Raw genomic sequence first — 19,746 nt, 5'->3', positions numbered from 1 at the left:
ATTACTGGGCTGGTGCCGGCACGGCGTCCTGAGCCGGGGCCCCGTCTTCCGCTGGAGCCCCCAGCAGACCGAAGGTGCCGATGAACTCTTGCAGTGACATCTTGTTGCCGTTCAGATCAACCTGATTGTCGGCGTAATGGAAGCTGCTGCCAATCACGTCGTCTTTCAAGGTTGTCAGTTTGAACATCTGCCCCATGGCTGCCAGTCCTTGCACCTGTTGCTGTGCCAGTTTCTGAGCTTCTTCAGCACTGTAACCCTGCAGTAATGCAGTTTGTGACGTGATTTCAGTTGCCATTGCGACAGGAATGCTCAGGTTTGCATCCAGTTTTTTCACTGAACGGGCAATCAATTGGTCTGGCGACTCTGCCGGTGAGCCAGCTTGCGCCGGGTCGGTCAGGTCCAGATTCAGGGTAAAGGTGCTTTCACCCTTGCTGTTTTTCCAGCTCAACGGGGCAACGCTAATGGTCGGGTTGCCTTTCAACAGCAGCGGCAGGTTTTGCAGCAGGATATCGGTGGTTTGCTGCTGATAGGCCACAGGATCCATCGTTTGTGCCTGCTGCAGCATCGCCATCGCTTGTTGGTTGTAACGGTCGGCGAACTCTTTCAGCGATTTTGCGTCCAGTTTGTCGATTTTTAACGTCAACTTACCGGAGCCGAAGTCGCTGTTTTGGATCTTCAACGCGTCCATGGTGTAATCGATCTGGCCGTTCAGATTGCTGTCTTTCTCACCGAATTGGCTTGCCAATTTAAAGCCGTCCAGCGTCAGCGTTTCTTTACCGTCAACGGCAACCTTAACCTGTTTTACTGCCAGATTCTGGTTACCCAGGCTGAGATCGAACTGACCTGCGTGGGTGTTGCTTTTCAGCGTAGCGCCCAGCAGCTGCACCTGTTCGGTTTGACCAAACTGGTTTGGGCCGCTGATCACGGCGCTGTCGCTGCTGGCGTCCAGCGTGATGGCTTTCATATCGCGTGATACATCGGCATTGATGGTTGCACCGCCGAACTTCAGCGCTGACTTGTCTTTTTGGTAATCCAGCGGGATCACGTCAATAGCGGACGAGGTGTCGCCCGAGTAAGAAATGCGGGATTCGGCGGTGAACAGCGATTTACCCTTGGTGATCTCAAACAGACCTTTAGTTGCTGCGGTGTTTTCCAGTTCGGTATGCACCGACGCCATGCTCGGTAACAGGTTGAATTTTTTCAACTGGGCCAGCGGGAACGGGCCGTGATCGATGGTTTCCATAAACGCGACTTCATCGCCGGCTTTCAGAGGCGCATCGTCAGTCGTGACGCTGCCGTCAGCGCGCAGGACATAGCGAATTTTGCTGCTGAAAATACCGCGTTGGTAATTTTCGTAACCCAGTTTGACACCGGCTTTTGGCAGATAGGCTTTGAGTTGGCTGTTGGCGTTATCAACCACTTCACCCATCCGTTGTTCGATCAGTTTGCCGGTGTACCAGGAAGCCCCGGTCCATGCTGCGCCAAGAACCACAATGACGCTAACAGCGACTAACGATTTTTTCATAGTTCTGTTCATCCTTATTAAGCCAACTGTCTTAAGCAGGTGGCTGGGCAAATTTGGGCCAATAAAAAAACGCCCGCAGGCGTTTAATTGTGAAGGTAAGCCACTCTTTCAGCAACCAATTTGCGGAAATTTACCGAGTGTTTACGACAACAGGTTATAAACACGGGCGATTCGGCCCGAACCGCTGACGCTAACCGGCGATTCAAACGCGCCAATAAAGCAGGATTCACCCGGTTTGAGGACCAATTGCTGGTTTTGCTTGGTCAGCACGGCTTCACCGTCTACGCAGAACAAAATAGCGGCACTATTTTGTGTCAGCGCCTGCGGAGTAGCGGAAAGGTCGTGTAACGAGAACGCGAAATCGTCAACCGGGATGGGGAAGAAGAGCTCATCGCCGCGTTTTTGTGGTTGAGTCAGCAGGCCGGCAGCCGGCTGCGGGCGGAATTGCAGATTAGCCAGCAATTCTGGGATATCAATGAACTTTGGTGTCAGGCCGGCACGCAGTACATTGTCCGAGTTGGCCATCACTTCCAGTGCAACGCCTTTCAGGTAGGCGTGTGGGGTTTCGGCATACAGGAACATCGCTTCGCCTGGCTTGAGCTGAACCACGTTCAGCAGCAACGGTGAAAACAGGCCGCTGTCTTCCGGGTAGAAACCAGCGATAAAGCGCACGGTATCCCAAGGCTCACCCTGTTGGTTGTTCAACGCGGCTTTCAGTACGCCGAGCGCCAACGCTTTTTGCTCACCGCTCATCGCCAACAGGCTGGCAAACAGCGCTGATAAGCGGGTGACGTCAGGCTGTTGCAAGAACGCGGCAATATCGTGATGCGCCCCGGCGAGTGGCTGTAACAGGGAAACAATATCGGACAGTTCACGGAAGCCGTTCATCGCCAGGAATGGCGTCAGGGCAAACACCAGCTCAGGTTTGTGATTGGGATCTTTATAATTGCGCTCGGCCGCATCCAGTGGAATGCCCGCCGCGTTTTCTTTGGCAAAACCGATTTCAGCCGCAGACTTGCTCGGGTGCACTTGAATTGACAGCGGTTGATCGGCGCACAGCACTTTGAACAGGAAGGGCAACTCGCCAAAACGGCGGGCGACGTCGGTGCCCAATTGCTTGGACTGATCTTCATCAATGACATCGCGCAGTGAGCGCAAATTGCCGTCGGACCCCGCTACGCGCGAGCTGCTCTTCGGGTGAGCGCCCATCCACAGCTCGGCCATCGGCAACCCTTGTGGGTTGGCGATACCATACAGCTGAGTTAATGCGTCGTGACTGCCCCACGCATAGTTCTGCACTGCGTTGATCATTTTTTGCATCTTGATAAACATCCTTTGCATTCGCCGCCGGGTGACGGTAAGTAGCTGACTGATTTATCCCCTTTGGTTTTCACACTGCACGTTGAAAGCCAGGGGGGATAAAAGGCTAAAACAAACAAATTAGGCGAGCTCCATCCTACACCCGAACGACGGCGAGAAAGGGGGGGATGATCAAACATGTGGCTCATCTGTGCCGCTGCCCCGCGGCTGGCAAAGTATAACGTGATAGCGTCAACAGTCACAATTCCCCTGTCCCTTGACAAAGGCCAGGGTGGCACAACACCGGGCGGGGGAAAGTAGAATAAATAGCCTGTTATTGTGGCACAGCGTAAATCCGGCATGCATACCGAAATAAATATTTTGGCCGTAGTATTATGCTCCAATATATTTCAATCTGTGTTTTCTGACGTGAATTATTACCGGGTGAATATATCTTTCATCATAATTATTTCGTTTTTATCAGCAACCACACAAATGGCTTAAATTACCCAATGGCGTCGCTATACAGTGCAGACCAATAAACCGACTCTCTGATAATGACTTAACGCTGAGGCGCTGATGAAAAAACTTTTACTGGTTCTGGTTATGTGCACGTCGGGTGCTAATGCGGCTGTCGTTGTTACCCATGCATATGGCTATGGCATTGCCAGGCCCGTGGTGGTGGCACCCAGGCCGGTGATTGTGGCGCCTCGCCCCGTGGTTGTTGTACCGCGGCCGGTCGTTGTGGCACCTGCACCTGTGGTGGTGACTGCCGCTCCGGTTGCGACAACAACGGTCGCTCACCCCGTCGCTGCGGTGGCTGGTGCTGTCGGCGTGGGGGTGTACCGCCACAATGAACGTCAGGACGCCTACGATGAAATCAACCATCTGCAGGATCAAAGAATTAATGCCTATAACCAACACCACCATTAATAGGTGTGCCGTGCAATAAATATTAAGAGCGCCAGATGGCGCTTTTTTATTATTCCGCACTATGAGGTAGAAGAAGGGGGAGAGAATGGGAGCTAAAAAATAATGCCCGCACACTGTTTAAGACAATGAAGAAAAAATGCTGTGAGGTAACTCTCTTAATGCGAATAGTTATTATGTCACTATACTGGATGGGTGTGCTGACGGGCTCAAGTACGTTGGCGTAATCGTACATTTTTAGGAATTGTACTAAGGAGATCGTGATGGCAGCCGTTCGTATTGAAAAAGACTCTATGGGACCCATCGAAGTGCCGGCAGAAAGGCTATGGGGCGCGCAAACGCAGCGTTCTCTGGAGCACTTTCGTATTTCCTCTGAGAAGATGCCGACCGCCTTGATTCACGCACTGGCGTTGACCAAACGCGCCGCGGCCAGCGTGAATATGGATTTGGGACTGCTGCCGGCCGAGCGGGCCAATGCGATTATCCGCGCCGCCGATGAAGTACTGGCGGATCAGCATACAGATGAATTCCCGTTGTCAATCTGGCAGACCGGCTCCGGTACCCAGACCAACATGAACATGAATGAAGTGCTGGCTAACCGCGCCAGTGAGTTGTTGGGGGGCGTACGCGGTGAAGAGCGGCGGGTGCACCCGAATGACGACGTCAACAAGAGCCAAAGTTCCAACGACGTGTTTCCGACCGCGATGCATGTCGCCGCTGTGCTTGCTGTGCGCGAGCATCTGATCCCCGAATTGAACGTGCTGCATAAAACCTTGAGCGACAAAGCGGATGCCTTCCGCGATATCGTTAAAATCGGCCGCACCCATCTGCAGGACGCTACGCCGCTGACCCTTGGCCAGGAAATTTCCGGTTGGGCAGCAATGTTGGCGCACAGTCTGCGCCATATTGAAGACAGCATTCCGCATATTTGCGAACTGGCGCTGGGCGGCACCGCCGTGGGTACTGGGCTGAATACGCATCCGGAATACGCCGTTCGCGTTGCGAAGGCGCTGGCCGAGCTGACGCAACAGCCGTTTGTCACGGCACCCAACAAGTTTGAAGCATTGGCGACCTGTGATGCGCTGGTACAGGGCCACGGTGCACTAAAAGGCCTGGCAGCGTCGTTGATGAAAATTGCTAACGATGTGCGTTGGCTGTCGTCCGGCCCACGTTGCGGCATTGGTGAAATCGCCATCCCGGAAAACGAACCAGGCAGCTCGATCATGCCGGGTAAGGTGAATCCGACCCAGTGCGAAGCGATGACCATGCTGTGCGCACAGGTGCTGGGCAACGACGTGGCGGTGAATATTGGCGGTGCTTCTGGCAACTTTGAGTTGAACGTATTCCGCCCGATGGTGATCCACAACTATTTGCAGTCCATCCGCCTATTGGCCGACGGTATGCAAGGCTTTAACGAGCATTGTGCGGTAGGTATCGAACCTAATCGTGACCGCATCAGCCAGTTGCTGAATGAGTCGCTGATGTTGGTGACCGCGCTGAATACGCATATTGGCTATGACAAGGCCGCAGAAATCGCCAAAAAAGCGCATAAAGAAGGCCTGACATTGAAGGCGTCGGCGCTGAAGCTGGGTTACCTGACGGAAGAACAGTTTGATCTGTGGGTCCGCCCAGAAGAGATGGTTGGAAGTATGAAGAAGTAATTGATAGTCTGCATTGCACAGGGCTTACTTAGGGTAAGCCCTTTTTTATGGAGAGAAATGGATGTCGCGTACCGAGCGTTTATTCGATCTCATGCAGATCTTACGGCGGCATCGCTACCCGGTCACCGGCCAGGCGTTAGCACAGGAAATGAAGGTCAGTATGCGCACGTTGTACCGTGACATAGCCACGTTGCAACAGCAGGGGGCTGAGATCGTCGGTGAGGCGGGTGTCGGCTATGTGCTGCGGCCTGGCTTTATGTTGCCACCCCTGATGTTCTCCCAACAAGAAATAGAGGCGCTGGTGTTGGGGATGCGCTGGGTAGGACGACGAGGCGACAGCCAACTGGCGGGCGCAGCCAATAACGCGTTGGCAAAAATCGCCGACGTTTTGCCTGCAACGCTGCGCGATGAGCTGGAGGCCAGTACGTTACTGATTGGCCCGATGGACTTAGTGAAGGTTGCGGATGAGACGCTGGTGCTGATTCGCGACGTCATCCGTCAGGAGCGTAAGCTCGCGGTGGATTACTGTGACCGCGAGGGTAACGTCAGTGAACGTATTCTGTGGCCATTTGCGCTCGGGTATTTTGAACAGACACGAATGCTGGTTGCCTGGTGCGAACTACGCCAGTCCTTTCGCCATTTCCGCCTCGACCGCATTCACCGGGCGACGCTACTGGAACAGCGTTACCCGAGAGGCCGCCGCATGTTGATGAAAGAGTGGCATAAAGCGCAGGGCATCCCACCGCAGTAATCATCACTGCTGCCAAAAACTGTCAGCAGACCCGTTTAGCCTTGGGTTATCGGGAACCAACCGGTTCCCCTCAGCCCTAAGGTGGATAAGATGACCATGCCGAACATGACCCTTCTGTACGTTGAGAACCCAGAAAAGAGTGCTGCTTTTTACCGCCGTTTATTGGGGCAGGCACCGGTGGAACTTTCGCCTACCTTTGCGCTGTTTGTGCTGGGTAACGGCTTCAAATTAGCGATGTGGTCGAAACATACCGTGGAGCCTGCCGCAAGGGTTACCGGTGGCGGCGGAGAAATCGGTTTTATGTGCGAAACGCCGCAGCAAGTGGATGCGCTTTACCCGCAGTGGTGTGAACAAGGGCTTGAGATAATTCAGCCACCTGTGACGCTGGACTTTGGTTACAGCTTTGTCGCCACCGATCCGGACGGCCACCGCCTGCGGGTTTACAGCCTCAGCGAGTAGGCATGTCGGTATAAAGATGCAGCCGTTTAACCAGCAGTCGTAGCGGTTTGGCGTCTGGCTTGTATTTGTGTTTGACCGCCGCGGCGTCGTAATTGAGCAGCTCGCCAATCTTTGGCACCTTGGCACCGAGCTCAACCTGGCACAGGGCAATCAGCGGTAGCGGGCAGGGGTGTTGTACCTGCTTTTGCTGCGGCTGATACCAAACACGGGCGATGGGCTGCACTTTTACCGGGCGTTTAATTTTCAACGTCGCTTGCTGCGGCAGACGGCTGACATCCTCGATCTCGCGGCCGACCAGCTCGGCCCATTGCTCACGGTTATAGGGCGGAACTGCACGCCCAGCCTTCAGGCTTTTTTCCAATTGAGCCAGAATATCATCGCGTTTCACGTTCTTGATAATGTGCTTGTTGGCCCAGCCGAAACGCACGGAATCCGGATTCGTCAAAACGGTGAGGGTACGATAGGCGCTGAGGGTGATCAGGCCGTGCAGGTGAGTGTGAACAAAGTCAAAACGCTGCTCCGGTGCCAGGCCGGAGTCGACGGTGATAATCTGCTCCAGCTCGGCTTTGAGTCGGTTAATCAAAGCAACCTGCGCCTGTATCGCCCGGTATTCCGGTTGTTCCACCGCCAAGCAGAACACGCCGGGCAGGCGTACCGCCGCCTTGCTGCTGACGTTATGCTTGTTGTGATGGATAAACAGCCGCTGGACGTGTTCCAGCGCCAAATCACGTGCCGCCTGGCCAAGATGCTGCTCGACGGCGATCTGCTCCACAGCCGCATGTTCTTTGCCTTTCTCGATCTCCGGCAGACTGAATACCCGGCCAGCCAGCAAGCGCAGCGGCAGGATCTGCTGGTGGAGAGCGGCCAGCGCCTGTTCCAGCTCATTGAAACAAGCATTCATCCTGCCGATTAAACCGTACTTGTCCATCATTCACCTCTCATTTTAGTTACAACATACATTAAGAGAGCGGCAAACAAAAGGGCAACATCAGCCACCGTGACGGGGTGAACATCGAGTGGTCCAGGCCTGGCAGGGGAATCAAGGTCACCGCCCGCCAGAGTCAATAGCGGGCAGGCGGTGAACAGGGGATTAAATGCGTGCAGCTTCCGGCAGTTTTTTCAGGTAGTGCACGACCAGTAAAGCCAGCAGCAGCATCACGCTGATAAACGCCACGACGCCATTCCAGCCGAAACTGTGCCAGAAAACACCGCCAAGTGTACCCGCGACGCTGGAGCCTACGTAGTAACAGAACAGGTAGAGTGATGATGCCTGGCCTTTGGCCCGGCGGGCGCGACGTCCAATCCAACTGCTGGCGACAGAGTGGGCGGCAAAGAAACCGGCGGTGAACAACATCATGCCGAGAAAAATAACCGCTACCGGAGCCAGTGCGGTGATAAGAATCCCGATCAGCATAATCAGCGTTGAAGCCAATAGCACGGGTCCGCGGCCAAAACGGCTGGTCATGGCACCGGCTTTGGGTGAACTGTAGGAGCCGGTCAGGTACACCACCGACAGCAAGCCCACAATCGCCTGGCTGAGATGGTAAGGATCAGACAGCAGGCGGTAACCGATATAGTTAAACATGGTCACGAAGCTGCCCATCAGTAGAAACCCTTCGGCGAACAGCAATGGCAATCCCTTGTCGTGCCAATGCAGACGAAAGTTTATCAGCAAGGTGCGTGGACGCAGTGAACTGGCACGAAAGTGCGTGGAGGCGGGCAAAATGCGCCAGAACATACAGGCGGCAGCCAAGGCAAATAACCCAATCACGGCCAGTGATACACGCCAGGAGAAGAAATCGGTCAGTACTCCAGTCACCAGGCGGCCACTCATGCCACCGATCGAGTTCCCGCTGATATACAAGCCCATAGAAAAAGCGACAAAGCTGGGATGGATTTCCTCGCTCAAATAGGTCATGCCGACGGCAGCGACACCGCTCAATGAAAGCCCTATCAACGCACGCATCAACAAGATGCCTTGCCAACTGGTCATAAAGGCGCATATCAGGGTGCAGATTGCCGCCAGCAGGAGTGCCACGACCATAACCGGTTTACGGCCGATGGCATCGGAAAGCGGGCCGGTAAACATCAGACCGAGCGCCAGCAAGCCGGTGGATACTGACAAGGACAGGCTACTTTCCGCAGGGGAGATGCCAAAGTCTTGTGATAAAACCGGCAGAATCGGTTGCACACAATACAACAAAGCGAACGTCGCCAGACCGGCAGAAAACAACGCCAACGTAACGCGTATAAACTGCGGCGTTCCGCGTTCGATGTAGGGCAGTTTGTTCAGGGTGGAACGTTGGGTTTTTGGCGCAGCAGCCGCATCGTCGTTGGCGGCCAGCGTCGACGGCATACTGGCCGCAGAACGCACAGGGGTTGTCACAGTTTTTCCTTACCGAACGTGGGGGTGTATTCAGCACTTCATGGGTTAACAAAATGATAGGGAGAGGGCAGTTTTTTGTCTAATATATTAATAATTAAAATTAAGACGTTTAAAGTATGAATATTGAATTGAGACATCTGCGCTATTTTGTTGCCGTGGCGGAAGAGTTGCACTTTGGGCGTGCAGCCGAACGCTTGCGGATTTCACAGCCGCCGCTTAGCCAGCAGATCCAGGCGTTGGAAGAGATGGTGGGGGCGCGTTTGTTGGCGCGCAACAACCGTAATGTCAGCCTGACGCAGGCGGGGGAGATGTTCCTGAAAGAAGCGTATCAGGTACTCGATCAGGTCGGCCGGGCGGCTGAGAAAGCGGCCAGACTGGAACGCGGGGAGTTGGGGGAGCTAACCATAGGTTTCACGTCCTCAGCCCCATTTATCAGCGTCGTATCACGCAGTTTGCGGGCTTTTCGGCAGCAACACCCACAGGTGCATATCAAAATGCGCGAAGTAAACACCAAACAGCAGATTGAACCCTTGCTTAATGGTGAACTGGATCTGGGCGTTATGCGTAATACGCGCTTACCAGACGCGTTGAAACATCAGCTTTTGCTGTGTGAACCCTTGGTGGCCGTGGTGCCGGAAGGGCATCCGTTAACCCATGTTGCACCCGGCACATTGCGTTTTCAGCATTTAGCGGAAGAGCCCTTCGTGTTTTTCTCCCGCGAGGTGGGCACCGCACTGCATGACGAAATTTTATCCTTGCTGGCCAAAGCGGGGATCACTCCTTACATCACGCAAGAGGTTGGCGAGGCGATGACCATTATCGGTCTGGTGTCTTCCGGGTTGGGTATTTCTATTCTGCCGGCGTCTTTCGCCCGCGTTAAAATTGATGGCGTGCAGTATTTGCCGTTGGCAGAACCGGGTGCCATGACGGAAGTTTGGTTGGTGCATCACCGGCAAAGGCCACTGACCGCAGCGGCCAAATCGCTGATGGCATTGCTGTTAACCTGAAGGCCAGGCTGGGCAAATAAAACACAATCCGCAGTGAAAGTGGGGTGAATTTGTGCAGCAAATCACATAACGAATCAAATAGTTGACGCTGTATTACAAAAGCCCCACCATAGCCGATAGTCTTTATTTAGAAGCGCGAAAAATAGTAGGAGCAGGTTTGTGATTGCTGTTGGGCAGCCTGGGCATATTGATCAAATCAAGCAAACAAATGCAGGGGCAGTTTATCGGTTAATCGATCAACTGGGCCCCATTTCGCGTATCGAATTATCCAAACGCGCGCAGCTCGCTCCCGCCAGTATCACCAAAATTGTTCGCGAACTGCTGGAAGCGCATCTGGTTAAAGAAACCGAATACCAGGAAGTGGGCAGCCGTGGCCGTCCTGCCGTGGGGTTGGTGCTGGACACCGAAGCCTGGCACTATCTGTCCGCTCGCATCAGCCGTGGCACCATTACGCTGGCGCTGCGTGATATCAGCAGCAAATTGGTGGTCGAAGAGCTGTTGCCTCTGGCCGCCGAACACCCTGATCCCCTGCTAAAGCGTATTCTCGGTGAAGTAGATCAATTCTTCATTCGTCATCAAAGCAAGCTTGAGCGGCTGACGGCTATCGCCATTACGCTGCCAGGCATGGTTGACGCTGTTTCTGGTGTGGTGCACCGCATGCCGTTTTACGACGTCAAAGACATGCCCCTGGGACCGGCGCTGGAAACGCGTACCGGGCTACCGGTTTATCTGCAACACGACATTAGTGCCTGGACAATGGCCGAGGCCTTATACGGCGCATCTCGCGGCAGCCAAAACGTGATTCAGGTGGTGATCGACCACAACGTTGGCGCCGGCGTGATCACGGGCGGTAGAGTTCTGCATGCAGGCAGCCACAGTGTGGTAGAGATTGGCCATACTCAGGTCGATCCTTACGGCAAACGCTGTTACTGCGGTAACCACGGCTGTCTGGAAACCGTGGCCAGTATCGAAAACATGCTTGAAATCGCCCAGCAGCGCCTCGGTAGCTCAATGAGTTCAAGCTTGCATGGCGCACCACTGACGGTGGAGTCATTGTGTGATGCCGCGATGGCGGGCGATCAACTGGCTAAAGACATCATTCTTGGGGTGGGACACAGCGTAGGCCGGATTTTGGCCATCATGGTCAATCTGTTCAATCCGGAAAAAATTCTGGTTGGTTCACCGTTGAACCGGGCGGCGGAAATTCTTCATCCGGCAATCGCCTCTTGTATCCGCCAACAATCGCTGCCGGCTTACAGTGAAAATGTGAAGGTAGAATCTACCCAGTTCTTCAATAAGGGCACCATGCCAGGTGCCGCACTGGTAAAAGAAGCGTTATACAATGGCTCGCTGTTGGTGCAGTTGCTGCAAGGCTAAGCCAAAATACGCGCCCCATACCCGCTCACTACCAATCAGTAATTCTTATCGTTTAACGACAAAAGGTTGAGCTACCTCAAGCCCCGTCTCCCCGGCATCCTCTAGACTTTTCCCGTTCGTCTCTTTCGCCGTCTTTGCGGTGATATTTTGGTTAACGGTGCATCTCGGGGCAATTAAGTCATGTTAACGCGTTTATTTGTTACAGGTACGGATACCGATGTCGGTAAAACCGTGATTTCCCGCGCTTTGTTGCAGGCATTTGCTGCGCAAGGCCGCTCTGTGGCCGGCTATAAGCCTGTTGCCGCACGCTGTCAGGAAACCAGCGAAGGCCTTCGCAATAAAGACGCTCTGGTTTTACAGGCTTCCTCAACCATACCGTTGTCGTATCAAGAAATTAATCCCATCACCTGCCTGGAAGAGGTGTTCCACGCGCAGCCTACTGATGACATCAACTACGGTGTGATGAGCAGTGGTTTGCAACATTTATCCGCGAAAGCCGATATGGTGGTGGTCGAAGGGAGTGGCGGTTGGCGCGTGTTGATGAACGATATGCGGCCTTATGCTGAATGGGTTATCCAAGAGCAATTGCCGGTGGTCTTGGTGGTGGGAATTAAGCTGGGTTGTGTTAGCCACGCATTACTTACCGCACAATCCATCATCAATGATGGTCTGCCTTTACTGGGCTGGGTGGCAAACCGCATCAACCCGGGGTTGGCGCACTACGCTGAAACCATCGAGGCATTGCAGCAGCGCATACCTGCGCCACTGCTGGGGGAAATTCCTTATCTGCCTCGCGCCGAACAGCGTGAGTTGGCGCATTATCTGGATATTACGCCTCTTTTGGGTCGTTAAGCATTGTGATAGACCGACACTGAACGTAAGCCACGTGACACGGTGGTTGCGATCACGCAGGCCAGCAGAATGCCGGGCAGCAGAGTATATTCACCGGTCATTTCGAACATCATTAATGCAGCCATAATCGGTGCGTGGGTGGTTGCAGCCAACAGCGTGGCCATGCCGGTTAACGCCATTAGCAGCGGCACCGCACTGCCTAATTCTGGCCAAAGGGCACACAATTGCCCAATCACCGAGCCGAGTGCCGCGCCAACAAACAGGGTGGGCGTGAACACACCGCCAGGCGCACCGGAACCGCTGCTGGCAAGTACGGCCAGCAACTTGCAGATCAGAATCGCGCCAACCAACAATACGCCGGGCGGCGCGCTAAGCAGTGACTGCACCACGCTGTAGCCGTTGCCCCACACTTCAGGAAACAGCAACGAGAGCAACCCCACAATCAACCCGCCAAGTGCCAATTGCAGTGGCGGTTTCAGGCGCAGTGAACGGAACGCATGGCCGGAAGCCGACATTGCCCATAAAAATAAGGGGCCACAAACGCCGGCCAAGATGCCGAGTAGCGCCATCAGCAGATATTGTATTGGCCAAGGGGCAGGCAAGGGTTCGACCAAATACAGTGGCGCTTGGCCGCCATTGAGCAGATTGGTGACCAGCAATGCGCTGACGGCGGCAATGACCACCGGGCCGAGAGAAGCCAACATCAGCGTACCAAAGAGTATTTCGGCGATAAACAAGCTGCCCGCCAGGGGCGCATGGTAGGCGCTGGCCATCCCGGCGGCGGCACCGCAGGCCACCCACAGCTTCCACTCTTTCTCATGAGTGAAACGTTGGGCAAACACCGACCCCACCAAGGCTGCCAACAGAATCATCGCGCCTTCACGACCGATAGCGCTGCCGCTCGATACCACCAGCAGCGAAGCCAGGCATTTTACCAGGCTGGCGCTGACGTCGAGTCGGCCGTCGCCAGTTTCAATGGCTTCCATATAATCGGTGGGGGCTACCTGACGTTGGTGTTGATAACGTTGGTAAATCCACAGCAGCATACCGGCGGCCAGGCCACCCAACGCGGGCGTTAACGCCCTGCGCCAGCCCGGTAACGCAGCCGCGGCAGCCACCAGGCTGCCTTCACCGTGATCGAGCAGCAACCATTCCAACCCGAGCATTGCGCGGTGAAACAGCCAAACCACCAACGCGGCAGCAATACCAAGAAAAATGGCAATAAACAGACGGCGCAGCAGGGCGCGATAGTGGTGCAGGTGGACCCATCGTTTCATGCGTCAATAAAATCGTGAGAAAAATGAAAGGTTCAGCTTTGCATTGTGCTTGGCGGCCCGACCGAAGGCCAGAGAATCTTTGCAGATTCGCCGGTAGGTTCGCGCTTTGTAGGTTATGCGGCTGATTCAGCTTGATTTATAGTGACGTTGTCACTATGCGTTCAAATGGTGCGCTTTTCGCCAATAAAAACAGCTAAGTAGACACAGATAACGGCAGTGTTTCTTCCGGCTGGTATAATGAGGTGAAAATAAAAATCTACGGTTTGTAATAACGCTATGACAAATAACGAAGTATCTGCCCCCATCGCGCACCGTCCCTTGATCCTGATTGCCTGCATGTTGGCGATGTTTATGTCCGCGATTGAGGCAACCATTGTCGCCACGGCGATGCCGACCATTATTGGCGACCTCGGCGGGTTTTCTCTGCTCGGGTGGGTATTTGCGGTCTATTTGCTGGCGCAGGCCATCACCATCCCCATTTATGGTCGGCTGGCGGACCTGCTGGGGCGCAAACGGGTATTTTTCTTTGGCGCATCGCTGTTCTTGCTGGGGTCGGTACTCTGTGGTTTCTCGCCAAACATGTACTGGCTGATTGGTTTTCGGCTGCTGCAGGGGCTGGGGGCCGGGGCTATTATGCCAACAGCGACCACCATTATTGGTGATATCTACAGCCCCACCGAGCGGCCAAAGGTGATGGGTTACATCTCCAGCGTTTGGGGGGTATCGGCGATTATTGGCCCTTTACTGGGGGCGTTTATCGTCCAGCATTTGCCCTGGGCGCTGGTATTCTGGGTCAATCTGCCGATTGGTCTGCTGGCGATGTTTTTCCTTGCTCGTTATCTCCCTTCTCGCCAACAGGTGCGTAAACATGCGCTGGACCTGGTGGGCACCGCTTGGCTGACGCTGTTTGTTACCGCGTTGCTGCTGTCACTGCTGCAGGCAGAAAATCTGGGGTGGTGGGTGTTGCCCCTGTTGGCGTTGGCGGCTATCTCGCTGATGTTACTGATCCGCCAGGAACGACGTGCACCAGAGCCGTTGTTCCCGCTGGCGTTATGGCAAAGTCGGGTGATTGTGGCCGGCAATATTGGCGGGCTGGTGATTGGTGCAGCGATGATGGGCATCAGCGCTTTCCTGCCAACCTTTATTCAGGGCGTGATGGGGAGAACGCCGTTGGAGGCAGGGACGACCTTGGCGTTAATGTCGATCGGTTGGCCGCTGGCCAGCACCTTTAGCGGGCGGTTGATGCTCATGACCTCTTATCGGACCACGGCGTTACTGGGGGCATTACTGCTGTTGGCCGGGGGACTGATCCTGTTGCTGCTGCAACCTGCCGGCGGTCTGTTATGGGGGCGCGTGGCCGCCTTTATGGTGGGCGCCGGTATGGGGCTGTGCAACACCACATTCTTGGTGTCGGTACAAAACGCGGCGCATCACAGCATTCGCGGTATCGCTACCGCCTGTACCGTGTTTACCCGAATGATGGGCTCGGCCATCGGGACCGCGATTTTAGGGGCGACGCTAAACATCAACCTGCAGCTCCGCTTACCGCAAACGTCCGATCCTGTTCAGCAGTTAATGGAGCCTGCCGCGCGGGGATCAATGGCACCGGAGATGTTGGCGGATATGACGCAACAGGTGGCCGCTTCGCTGCATGGGGTATTTTTGGTTTCTGCACTGATATCACTGCTGGCACTCGCCGCAGCGATGCTGATTCCTGCGCGGCATCGTCCACAGGGTGAGGGTGAAGAAGCGGAACAGGCGTGAGGCGCAGAAAAAGTAGAAAAGGAAAGGGCGCGGTTAGCGCCCTTAACGATCATTATTGCGAGGTCTTAGTGTCCTGGCTGGTGCCGGTTTGCGCCGCGTCACCATTGTCATCACCGTTACTGATGCGGGTATAGACAATCTTCTGTGTGTCATTTTCGCAGTGACCTACCACCAGCCCGCCAGCCTGTTGGGCCTGGTCATTCGGCACAATATCCAGCTTGAAGCCAGATTCTGGCACGCCGTTATTGACAATTTTCTGCGAAATATCAGCCTTCACGCTTTCGCACGAGGCCAGGGCAGCCAGTGGTGCTGACGCCAGCAGCAATGCACCCAGGATAAGCGCTTTTTTCATCAATTCATCCTTATTTGAGATTGGGCTTCCTTTGTCAGGATAGCAGCAACGGCGCCGTAGGGTAACGGCCGCCGCCTGCTGCGGCAAGATTAAGGATTAATCTGACGGCCCGTCTGGCGGTCCAGGCACTTACGGGTATTGGGTTCCCAGTAAGCGTTAACGTTCAGGCTGTCGTCGCAGCGCTCTTCGTTATCAATGGCCTTATCGACCTTATCGAATTCTTTCTCCACGCGGGTGTTGACCTTGTTGCGCAGGGACTTGGTGTCGTTGAATTGCTGTTTGCTTTGGCGAGCCGCTTCTGTGCTCATTGCTCCGCTGTTGCTGCCATCGACGGTAACGCAGGTGCTGCCCTGAGTGCAGGTGGCAGCCAGCGCTGGAGCCTGCCAGGCACCCATCAGCACCAGCATGGCGACCGGCAGCATCCCGCGCAGCAGTCGTTGAGTCGAAAGTGTTTTCATCGTTTCATCCTTATGAGTTAGTGTTGCCTGAAAACGGCAACACTGGCTTACTGCGCCCTCAGGCGTGTTGATAAATATACCATCGCGCACTTAGACTGCACCAGCCAAGCACGGCCTTGTTTACTTTATAGAGAGAAAACGTTCCTATGATCAAGACCACACTGTTATTTTTCGCGACGGCATTGGCCGAGATCATTGGCTGTTTCTTACCCTACCTGTGGCTGAAAAAAAGCGCCAGCGTGTGGCTGCTGTTGCCGGCTGCGGCGAGCCTGATGTTGTTTGTCTGGCTGTTGACGCTGCATCCTGCCGCCAGTGGGCGCGTGTATGCGGCTTACGGCGGCGTCTATGTGGCAACTGCGTTGCTGTGGCTACGGGTGGTAGACGGGGTTAAATTGTCTGCGTTGGATTGGCTGGGGGCCGGCGTGGCCTTGGTGGGGATGTTGATTATTGTTTCCGGCTGGCGAGCCGCCTGATAAATGGCGGCAGGGCATGCCTGCCGCGCACAGGATCAGGCATCGCGGTGAATGTTCAACCCGGCAAAGGACTGACTGACCGGCATGATTTCCAGCGAGTTGATATTGACGTGGCTCGGCAGGGTTGCCACCCAGAACACCGACTCGGCGATATCCTCCGGCGTCAATGCATTGGCCCCGTCATAAACTTTGTTAACTTTGCCGTCGTCACCTTTGAAACGCACGTTGGAAAATTCCGTGCCGCCTACCAGGCCGGGCTCGATGTCGGTAACGCGAATACGCGTGCCCTGTAGGTCGGCACGTAAACCGAGGCTGAACTGTTTCACGAAGGCTTTGGTGGCGCCGTAAACGTTACCGCCGGCATAAGGCCAGTTGGCCGCGACGGAGCCGATGTTAATGACATGGCCAACATTGCGTTCAACCATGTCAGGTAACAGGGCGCGGGTCATGTTGACCAGGCCTTTGGCGTTGGTGTCGATCATCGTTTCCCAATCGTCAGCGTTGGCTTTATGGGCCGGTTCCAGACCTAACGCCAGCCCGGCGTTATTCACCAGTACGTCGATGTGGCGGAGTGCCGCAGGCAGTTCGTCAATCACTTGCTGAATCGCCGCGCGGTTACGCACGTCCAGGCGGACGATATGCAGCGGATCACCCAACTCGTCTTTCAATTCTTCCAGGCGTTCGATACGACGGCCGGAGGCAATCACCTGATGGCCTTCGCGGATAAAACGTCGTGTAATGGCTTCACCAAAACCGGATGTGGCACCCGTAACAAAAATGATCATGTTGCTGTTCCTCAACTGTTTTTACCCTACATGCTACTAGCATTAGCATAATCCCACGTTAAGTGGCAGTGGTTATCGGCGTCGACATAAAAAAACCGCCATCGCTGCTGCCAGACGGGCGGTTTTTGGTCAGTGAATCATGCATTTTTAAAGACGGGCCGAGCAGAATGGCCAATAAAGTGATCAGTGCTGTGGCGGGACGTGATACACCACGCAGTCGTATTTGGTGTTTTCGCGTCGGCCGGCCACCACGCCGCCTAAAGATTCGGCGATGCGCCGACTCGGCGTATTTTGCTCTGCCACCGGATAGATAAAGTGTTGTGGGTGGTAGCGCTCGCTGGCCCATACCGCCATAGCTTGAACAATTTCACGGCCATAGCCCATGCCGTGCAGATTCTCTTTTACCCAAATACCCAGCTCTGGCGTGGTGCCATGCAAATCGTGTACGCCACCTACACCAACAAACTGTTTAGTGTCGCGCAGGCGTGCGATAAAAATCACTTCCTCGCCTTCACGGATTAACGGTAGCCAGCCTTGCCACACGTTTTCAAACGCTTCCGGCGACGCCTCCGGTTCAAAATTCATAAAGCGTGTCAATGTAGGGGTGATCGCCTGGTAAACATCGTCGGCGTCTGCTGCGGTAAAGGGGGCAATCAACAACCGGTCGGTGTTAACGCGGCACTGAGAAAGGTCACTGTGAATCATTATTATTACCTCGCTTTTCAGGCCAAAAACGGCAAAAAATCCGCACCGGTGAAACGGGGCGGATCATCGATAGTACGTTGATTGGCAGCAGATGCGACTTATTTTTGCAATCGTTGAGGTGCGTTCGTCAGTGGTGCCGCCGGGGAGGTTCTTTGTCGGACCTCGTTACCTGCGTTGGCATTCAGGGTTGCGCTGTCGATCACGGCTACCACGGCAATCACGCCGATGACCACGAAAGCCCACTGAAAATCGGCCAACGGAATACGCTCAGCGGACTGCGGCATCAGCATCTCCGTTACTCTCAATGCCAGCGCGCCAACGGCAATCCCCAGACCGCTGCCCATTTGTTGTGACACATTAAACAGGGTATTGGCGCCGCTCATCTGTGATTGCGGTACTTCCGAAAATGCCAGTGTATTGAGCGCGGTAAACTGCATGGATCGCGTCAGACCACTGACGAACAACAGCGCCAGAATCAACCAGGTTGGCGTCTGTGGCGTCAATAGTGCGCAAGCGAAAATCGTGGCGGCGTTTAGCAGGCCATTCACCACCAACGTGGTGCGAAAGCGAAACCGGTAAAGTACCGCGGAGGTAAAGGGCTTCATCACCAGGTTACCGGCGAATACCGCCAGTACCAATAATCCGGCGTCAAAGGCGTTCAGGCCAAAACCGATCTGAAACAGCAGCGGTAACAAGAAGGGTACGGCACCAATGGCGATGCGGAACAACGTCCCACCCCATATAGTGACGGCGTAACTTTTTATCCGCATGGCCCACAGCGTGATCAAGGGGTACGCGGCGCGTTTGGCATGGCGAACCGCCAGCGCACCGAGTGCCAGACTGCCAAGAAGGCATAGCGCAGGCACCAGCCAAGACAACTGCGGATGGCTGATCAGATCCAGACCAAACATCAGACCAAAACAGGCAACGCCGGTCAGTACAAAACCGAGGGTGTCAAAGGGAACGCCTTTCTGTGGTGCTTCCTGTGGGATCAGTCGCCATGCCAACCACAGCGCGGCCATGCCCAAAGGCACGTTGAGAATAAAAATCCAGTGCCACGAGGCATAGGTCGTAATAAAACCGCCGACGGGAGGGCCGAGGATAGGGGCGACCAATCCAGGCCAGGTAATGGTGGCGATGGCTTTGATCAAATCGGGTTTGGCGGTGTTGCGCAGTACCACCAGCCGGCCGACAGGCACCATCAGAGCACCGCCGAAGCCTTGCAAGATACGGGCAGCGGTAAAGGTAGGCAGGTTAATACTGGCCGCACACAACACGGATGCCAGTGTAAAAATCAACACCGCGGCGGCAAAGATATTGCGTGCACCAAAGCGGTTGGCAATCCAGCCGCTGGCGGGAATAAACACCGTTAGCGTCAAAATGTAAGCTGAAATACCGATGTTCATGTCTACCGGCCGTACGCCGAAAGCCGCTGCCATTTGTGGCATGGCGGTGACAATCACAGTGCCGTCGAGGTTTTCCATAAAAAAGGCACCGGCCACCAAGAGAGGCAACGCACTTGCACGTGAAAAAAAGCTCATGGCAGAGCGCACCGGATGGCGTACAGACGGAATGCGGACATGGCAGAAATCCCGTTTCAAAAATGTTAAAGCCGGAAGGGTTTTTGAGCATAACGCATTGGGCAGAGGTTAAAAAGAGGTTGAGCAGGTGATAATTAGCGGGCG

Annotated in this window: 19 protein-coding genes; 9 read left to right on the top strand and 10 right to left on the bottom strand. The window is 54.7% G+C overall.

Annotated elements, in window-relative coordinates:
- Position 1: 1 nt before the first annotated feature.
- Together ACI2J2_RS06275 and manA are read right to left on the bottom strand one after the other, a co-directional pair.
- A complete protein-coding gene (locus ACI2J2_RS06275; protein ID WP_404759688.1) occupies positions 2–1,525 on the bottom strand; it encodes a YdgA family protein in 1,524 nt (507 codons plus the stop codon).
- Between the two features lie 141 nt (positions 1,526–1,666).
- On the bottom strand, positions 1,667–2,845 hold the full coding sequence (manA, locus tag ACI2J2_RS06270; protein ID WP_209633150.1) for a mannose-6-phosphate isomerase: 1,179 nt from the start codon (positions 2,843–2,845) through the stop codon (positions 1,667–1,669).
- A 558-nt stretch (positions 2,846–3,403) separates the two neighbouring features.
- On the opposite strand from manA, the gene ACI2J2_RS06265 reads away from it, so the two are divergent.
- From ACI2J2_RS06265 to ACI2J2_RS06250, 4 genes are all read left to right on the top strand, one after another.
- Positions 3,404–3,757 carry a hypothetical protein gene (locus ACI2J2_RS06265; protein WP_404759687.1) on the top strand — a complete coding sequence of 118 codons (354 nt, stop codon included), beginning with the start codon at positions 3,404–3,406 and terminating at the stop codon, positions 3,755–3,757.
- 260 nt (positions 3,758–4,017) lie between these two features.
- The gene (gene fumC, locus ACI2J2_RS06260) at positions 4,018–5,415 is read left to right on the top strand and encodes a class II fumarate hydratase (protein WP_209633154.1); all 1,398 of its coding nucleotides are present in this window, start codon (positions 4,018–4,020) and stop codon (positions 5,413–5,415) included.
- A gap of 61 nt (positions 5,416–5,476) precedes the next feature.
- Entirely contained in the window at positions 5,477–6,166 is a 690-nt protein-coding gene (locus tag ACI2J2_RS06255) for a YafY family protein (protein ID WP_209633156.1), read from the top strand.
- Positions 6,167–6,256: 90 nt separating this feature from the next.
- Positions 6,257–6,625, top strand: a complete 369-nt coding sequence (locus tag ACI2J2_RS06250; RefSeq protein WP_404759686.1) for a VOC family protein — start codon at positions 6,257–6,259, stop codon at positions 6,623–6,625.
- Here the strand turns inward: ACI2J2_RS06250 and tus are convergent.
- Together tus and ACI2J2_RS06240 are read right to left on the bottom strand one after the other, a co-directional pair.
- On the bottom strand, positions 6,615–7,553 hold the full coding sequence (tus, locus tag ACI2J2_RS06245; RefSeq protein ID WP_209634189.1) for a DNA replication terminus site-binding protein: 939 nt from the start codon (positions 7,551–7,553) through the stop codon (positions 6,615–6,617). The genes ACI2J2_RS06250 and tus overlap by 11 nt on opposite strands.
- Before the next feature lie 162 nt (positions 7,554–7,715).
- Complete coding sequence (locus tag ACI2J2_RS06240; protein ID WP_265556183.1) at positions 7,716–8,981, bottom strand: MFS transporter; 1,266 nt, start codon at positions 8,979–8,981, stop codon at positions 7,716–7,718.
- Between the two features lie 146 nt (positions 8,982–9,127).
- Here ACI2J2_RS06240 and ACI2J2_RS06235 point away from each other — a divergent pair, with 146 nt between their 5' ends.
- From ACI2J2_RS06235 to bioD, 3 genes are all read left to right on the top strand, one after another.
- Positions 9,128–10,018 carry a LysR family transcriptional regulator gene (locus ACI2J2_RS06235; RefSeq protein ID WP_209633161.1) on the top strand — a complete coding sequence of 297 codons (891 nt, stop codon included), beginning with the start codon at positions 9,128–9,130 and terminating at the stop codon, positions 10,016–10,018.
- A 159-nt stretch (positions 10,019–10,177) separates the two neighbouring features.
- The gene (locus ACI2J2_RS06230; RefSeq protein ID WP_209633163.1) at positions 10,178–11,395 is read left to right on the top strand and encodes an ROK family transcriptional regulator; all 1,218 of its coding nucleotides are present in this window, start codon (positions 10,178–10,180) and stop codon (positions 11,393–11,395) included.
- Positions 11,396–11,575: 180 nt separating this feature from the next.
- Complete coding sequence (bioD, locus tag ACI2J2_RS06225) at positions 11,576–12,247, top strand: dethiobiotin synthase (RefSeq protein ID WP_404759685.1); 672 nt, start codon at positions 11,576–11,578, stop codon at positions 12,245–12,247.
- On the opposite strand, the gene clcB is transcribed toward bioD, so the two are convergent.
- Positions 12,244–13,524: a voltage-gated ClC-type chloride channel ClcB gene (gene clcB / locus ACI2J2_RS06220; protein ID WP_404759684.1), complete on the bottom strand. Its 1,281-nt coding sequence runs from the start codon at positions 13,522–13,524 to the stop codon at positions 12,244–12,246. The genes bioD and clcB overlap by 4 nt on opposite strands.
- A 276-nt stretch (positions 13,525–13,800) precedes the next feature.
- Here clcB and ACI2J2_RS06215 point away from each other — a divergent pair, with 276 nt between their 5' ends.
- Positions 13,801–15,288, top strand: a complete 1,488-nt coding sequence (locus ACI2J2_RS06215) for an MDR family MFS transporter (RefSeq protein WP_404759683.1) — start codon at positions 13,801–13,803, stop codon at positions 15,286–15,288.
- Between the two features lie 52 nt (positions 15,289–15,340).
- On the opposite strand, the gene ACI2J2_RS06210 is transcribed toward ACI2J2_RS06215, so the two are convergent.
- Complete coding sequence (locus tag ACI2J2_RS06210; RefSeq protein WP_209633172.1) at positions 15,341–15,640, bottom strand: DUF1161 domain-containing protein; 300 nt, start codon at positions 15,638–15,640, stop codon at positions 15,341–15,343.
- An 89-nt stretch (positions 15,641–15,729) separates the two neighbouring features.
- Positions 15,730–16,098 (bottom strand): DUF1283 family protein, encoded by a 369-nt coding sequence (locus tag ACI2J2_RS06205; RefSeq protein ID WP_209633173.1) that lies wholly within the window; start codon positions 16,096–16,098, stop codon positions 15,730–15,732.
- A gap of 146 nt (positions 16,099–16,244) precedes the next feature.
- On the opposite strand from ACI2J2_RS06205, the gene ACI2J2_RS06200 reads away from it, so the two are divergent.
- Positions 16,245–16,571 carry a YnfA family protein gene (locus ACI2J2_RS06200; protein WP_265556107.1) on the top strand — a complete coding sequence of 109 codons (327 nt, stop codon included), beginning with the start codon at positions 16,245–16,247 and terminating at the stop codon, positions 16,569–16,571.
- A gap of 35 nt (positions 16,572–16,606) precedes the next feature.
- On the opposite strand, the gene ydfG is transcribed toward ACI2J2_RS06200, so the two are convergent.
- The 3 genes from ydfG to ACI2J2_RS06185 form a co-directional block, all read right to left on the bottom strand.
- Positions 16,607–17,356, bottom strand: coding sequence for a bifunctional NADP-dependent 3-hydroxy acid dehydrogenase/3-hydroxypropionate dehydrogenase YdfG (gene ydfG / locus ACI2J2_RS06195; RefSeq protein ID WP_265556106.1), 750 nt, complete (start codon positions 17,354–17,356; stop codon positions 16,607–16,609).
- Between the two features lie 183 nt (positions 17,357–17,539).
- Positions 17,540–18,061 carry a GNAT family N-acetyltransferase gene (locus ACI2J2_RS06190; protein ID WP_265556105.1) on the bottom strand — a complete coding sequence of 174 codons (522 nt, stop codon included), beginning with the start codon at positions 18,059–18,061 and terminating at the stop codon, positions 17,540–17,542.
- A 98-nt stretch (positions 18,062–18,159) separates the two neighbouring features.
- Positions 18,160–19,602: an MFS transporter gene (locus tag ACI2J2_RS06185; protein ID WP_209633182.1), complete on the bottom strand. Its 1,443-nt coding sequence runs from the start codon at positions 19,600–19,602 to the stop codon at positions 18,160–18,162.
- Between the last annotated feature and the right edge of the window lie 144 nt (positions 19,603–19,746).

Origin of the sequence: Serratia sp. NPDC087055, from assembly GCF_044900985.1 — a bacterium.
Taxonomy (GTDB): Bacteria; Pseudomonadota; Gammaproteobacteria; order Enterobacterales; family Enterobacteriaceae; genus Serratia.
This window is presented reverse-complemented; position numbering and strand designations above follow the sequence as displayed.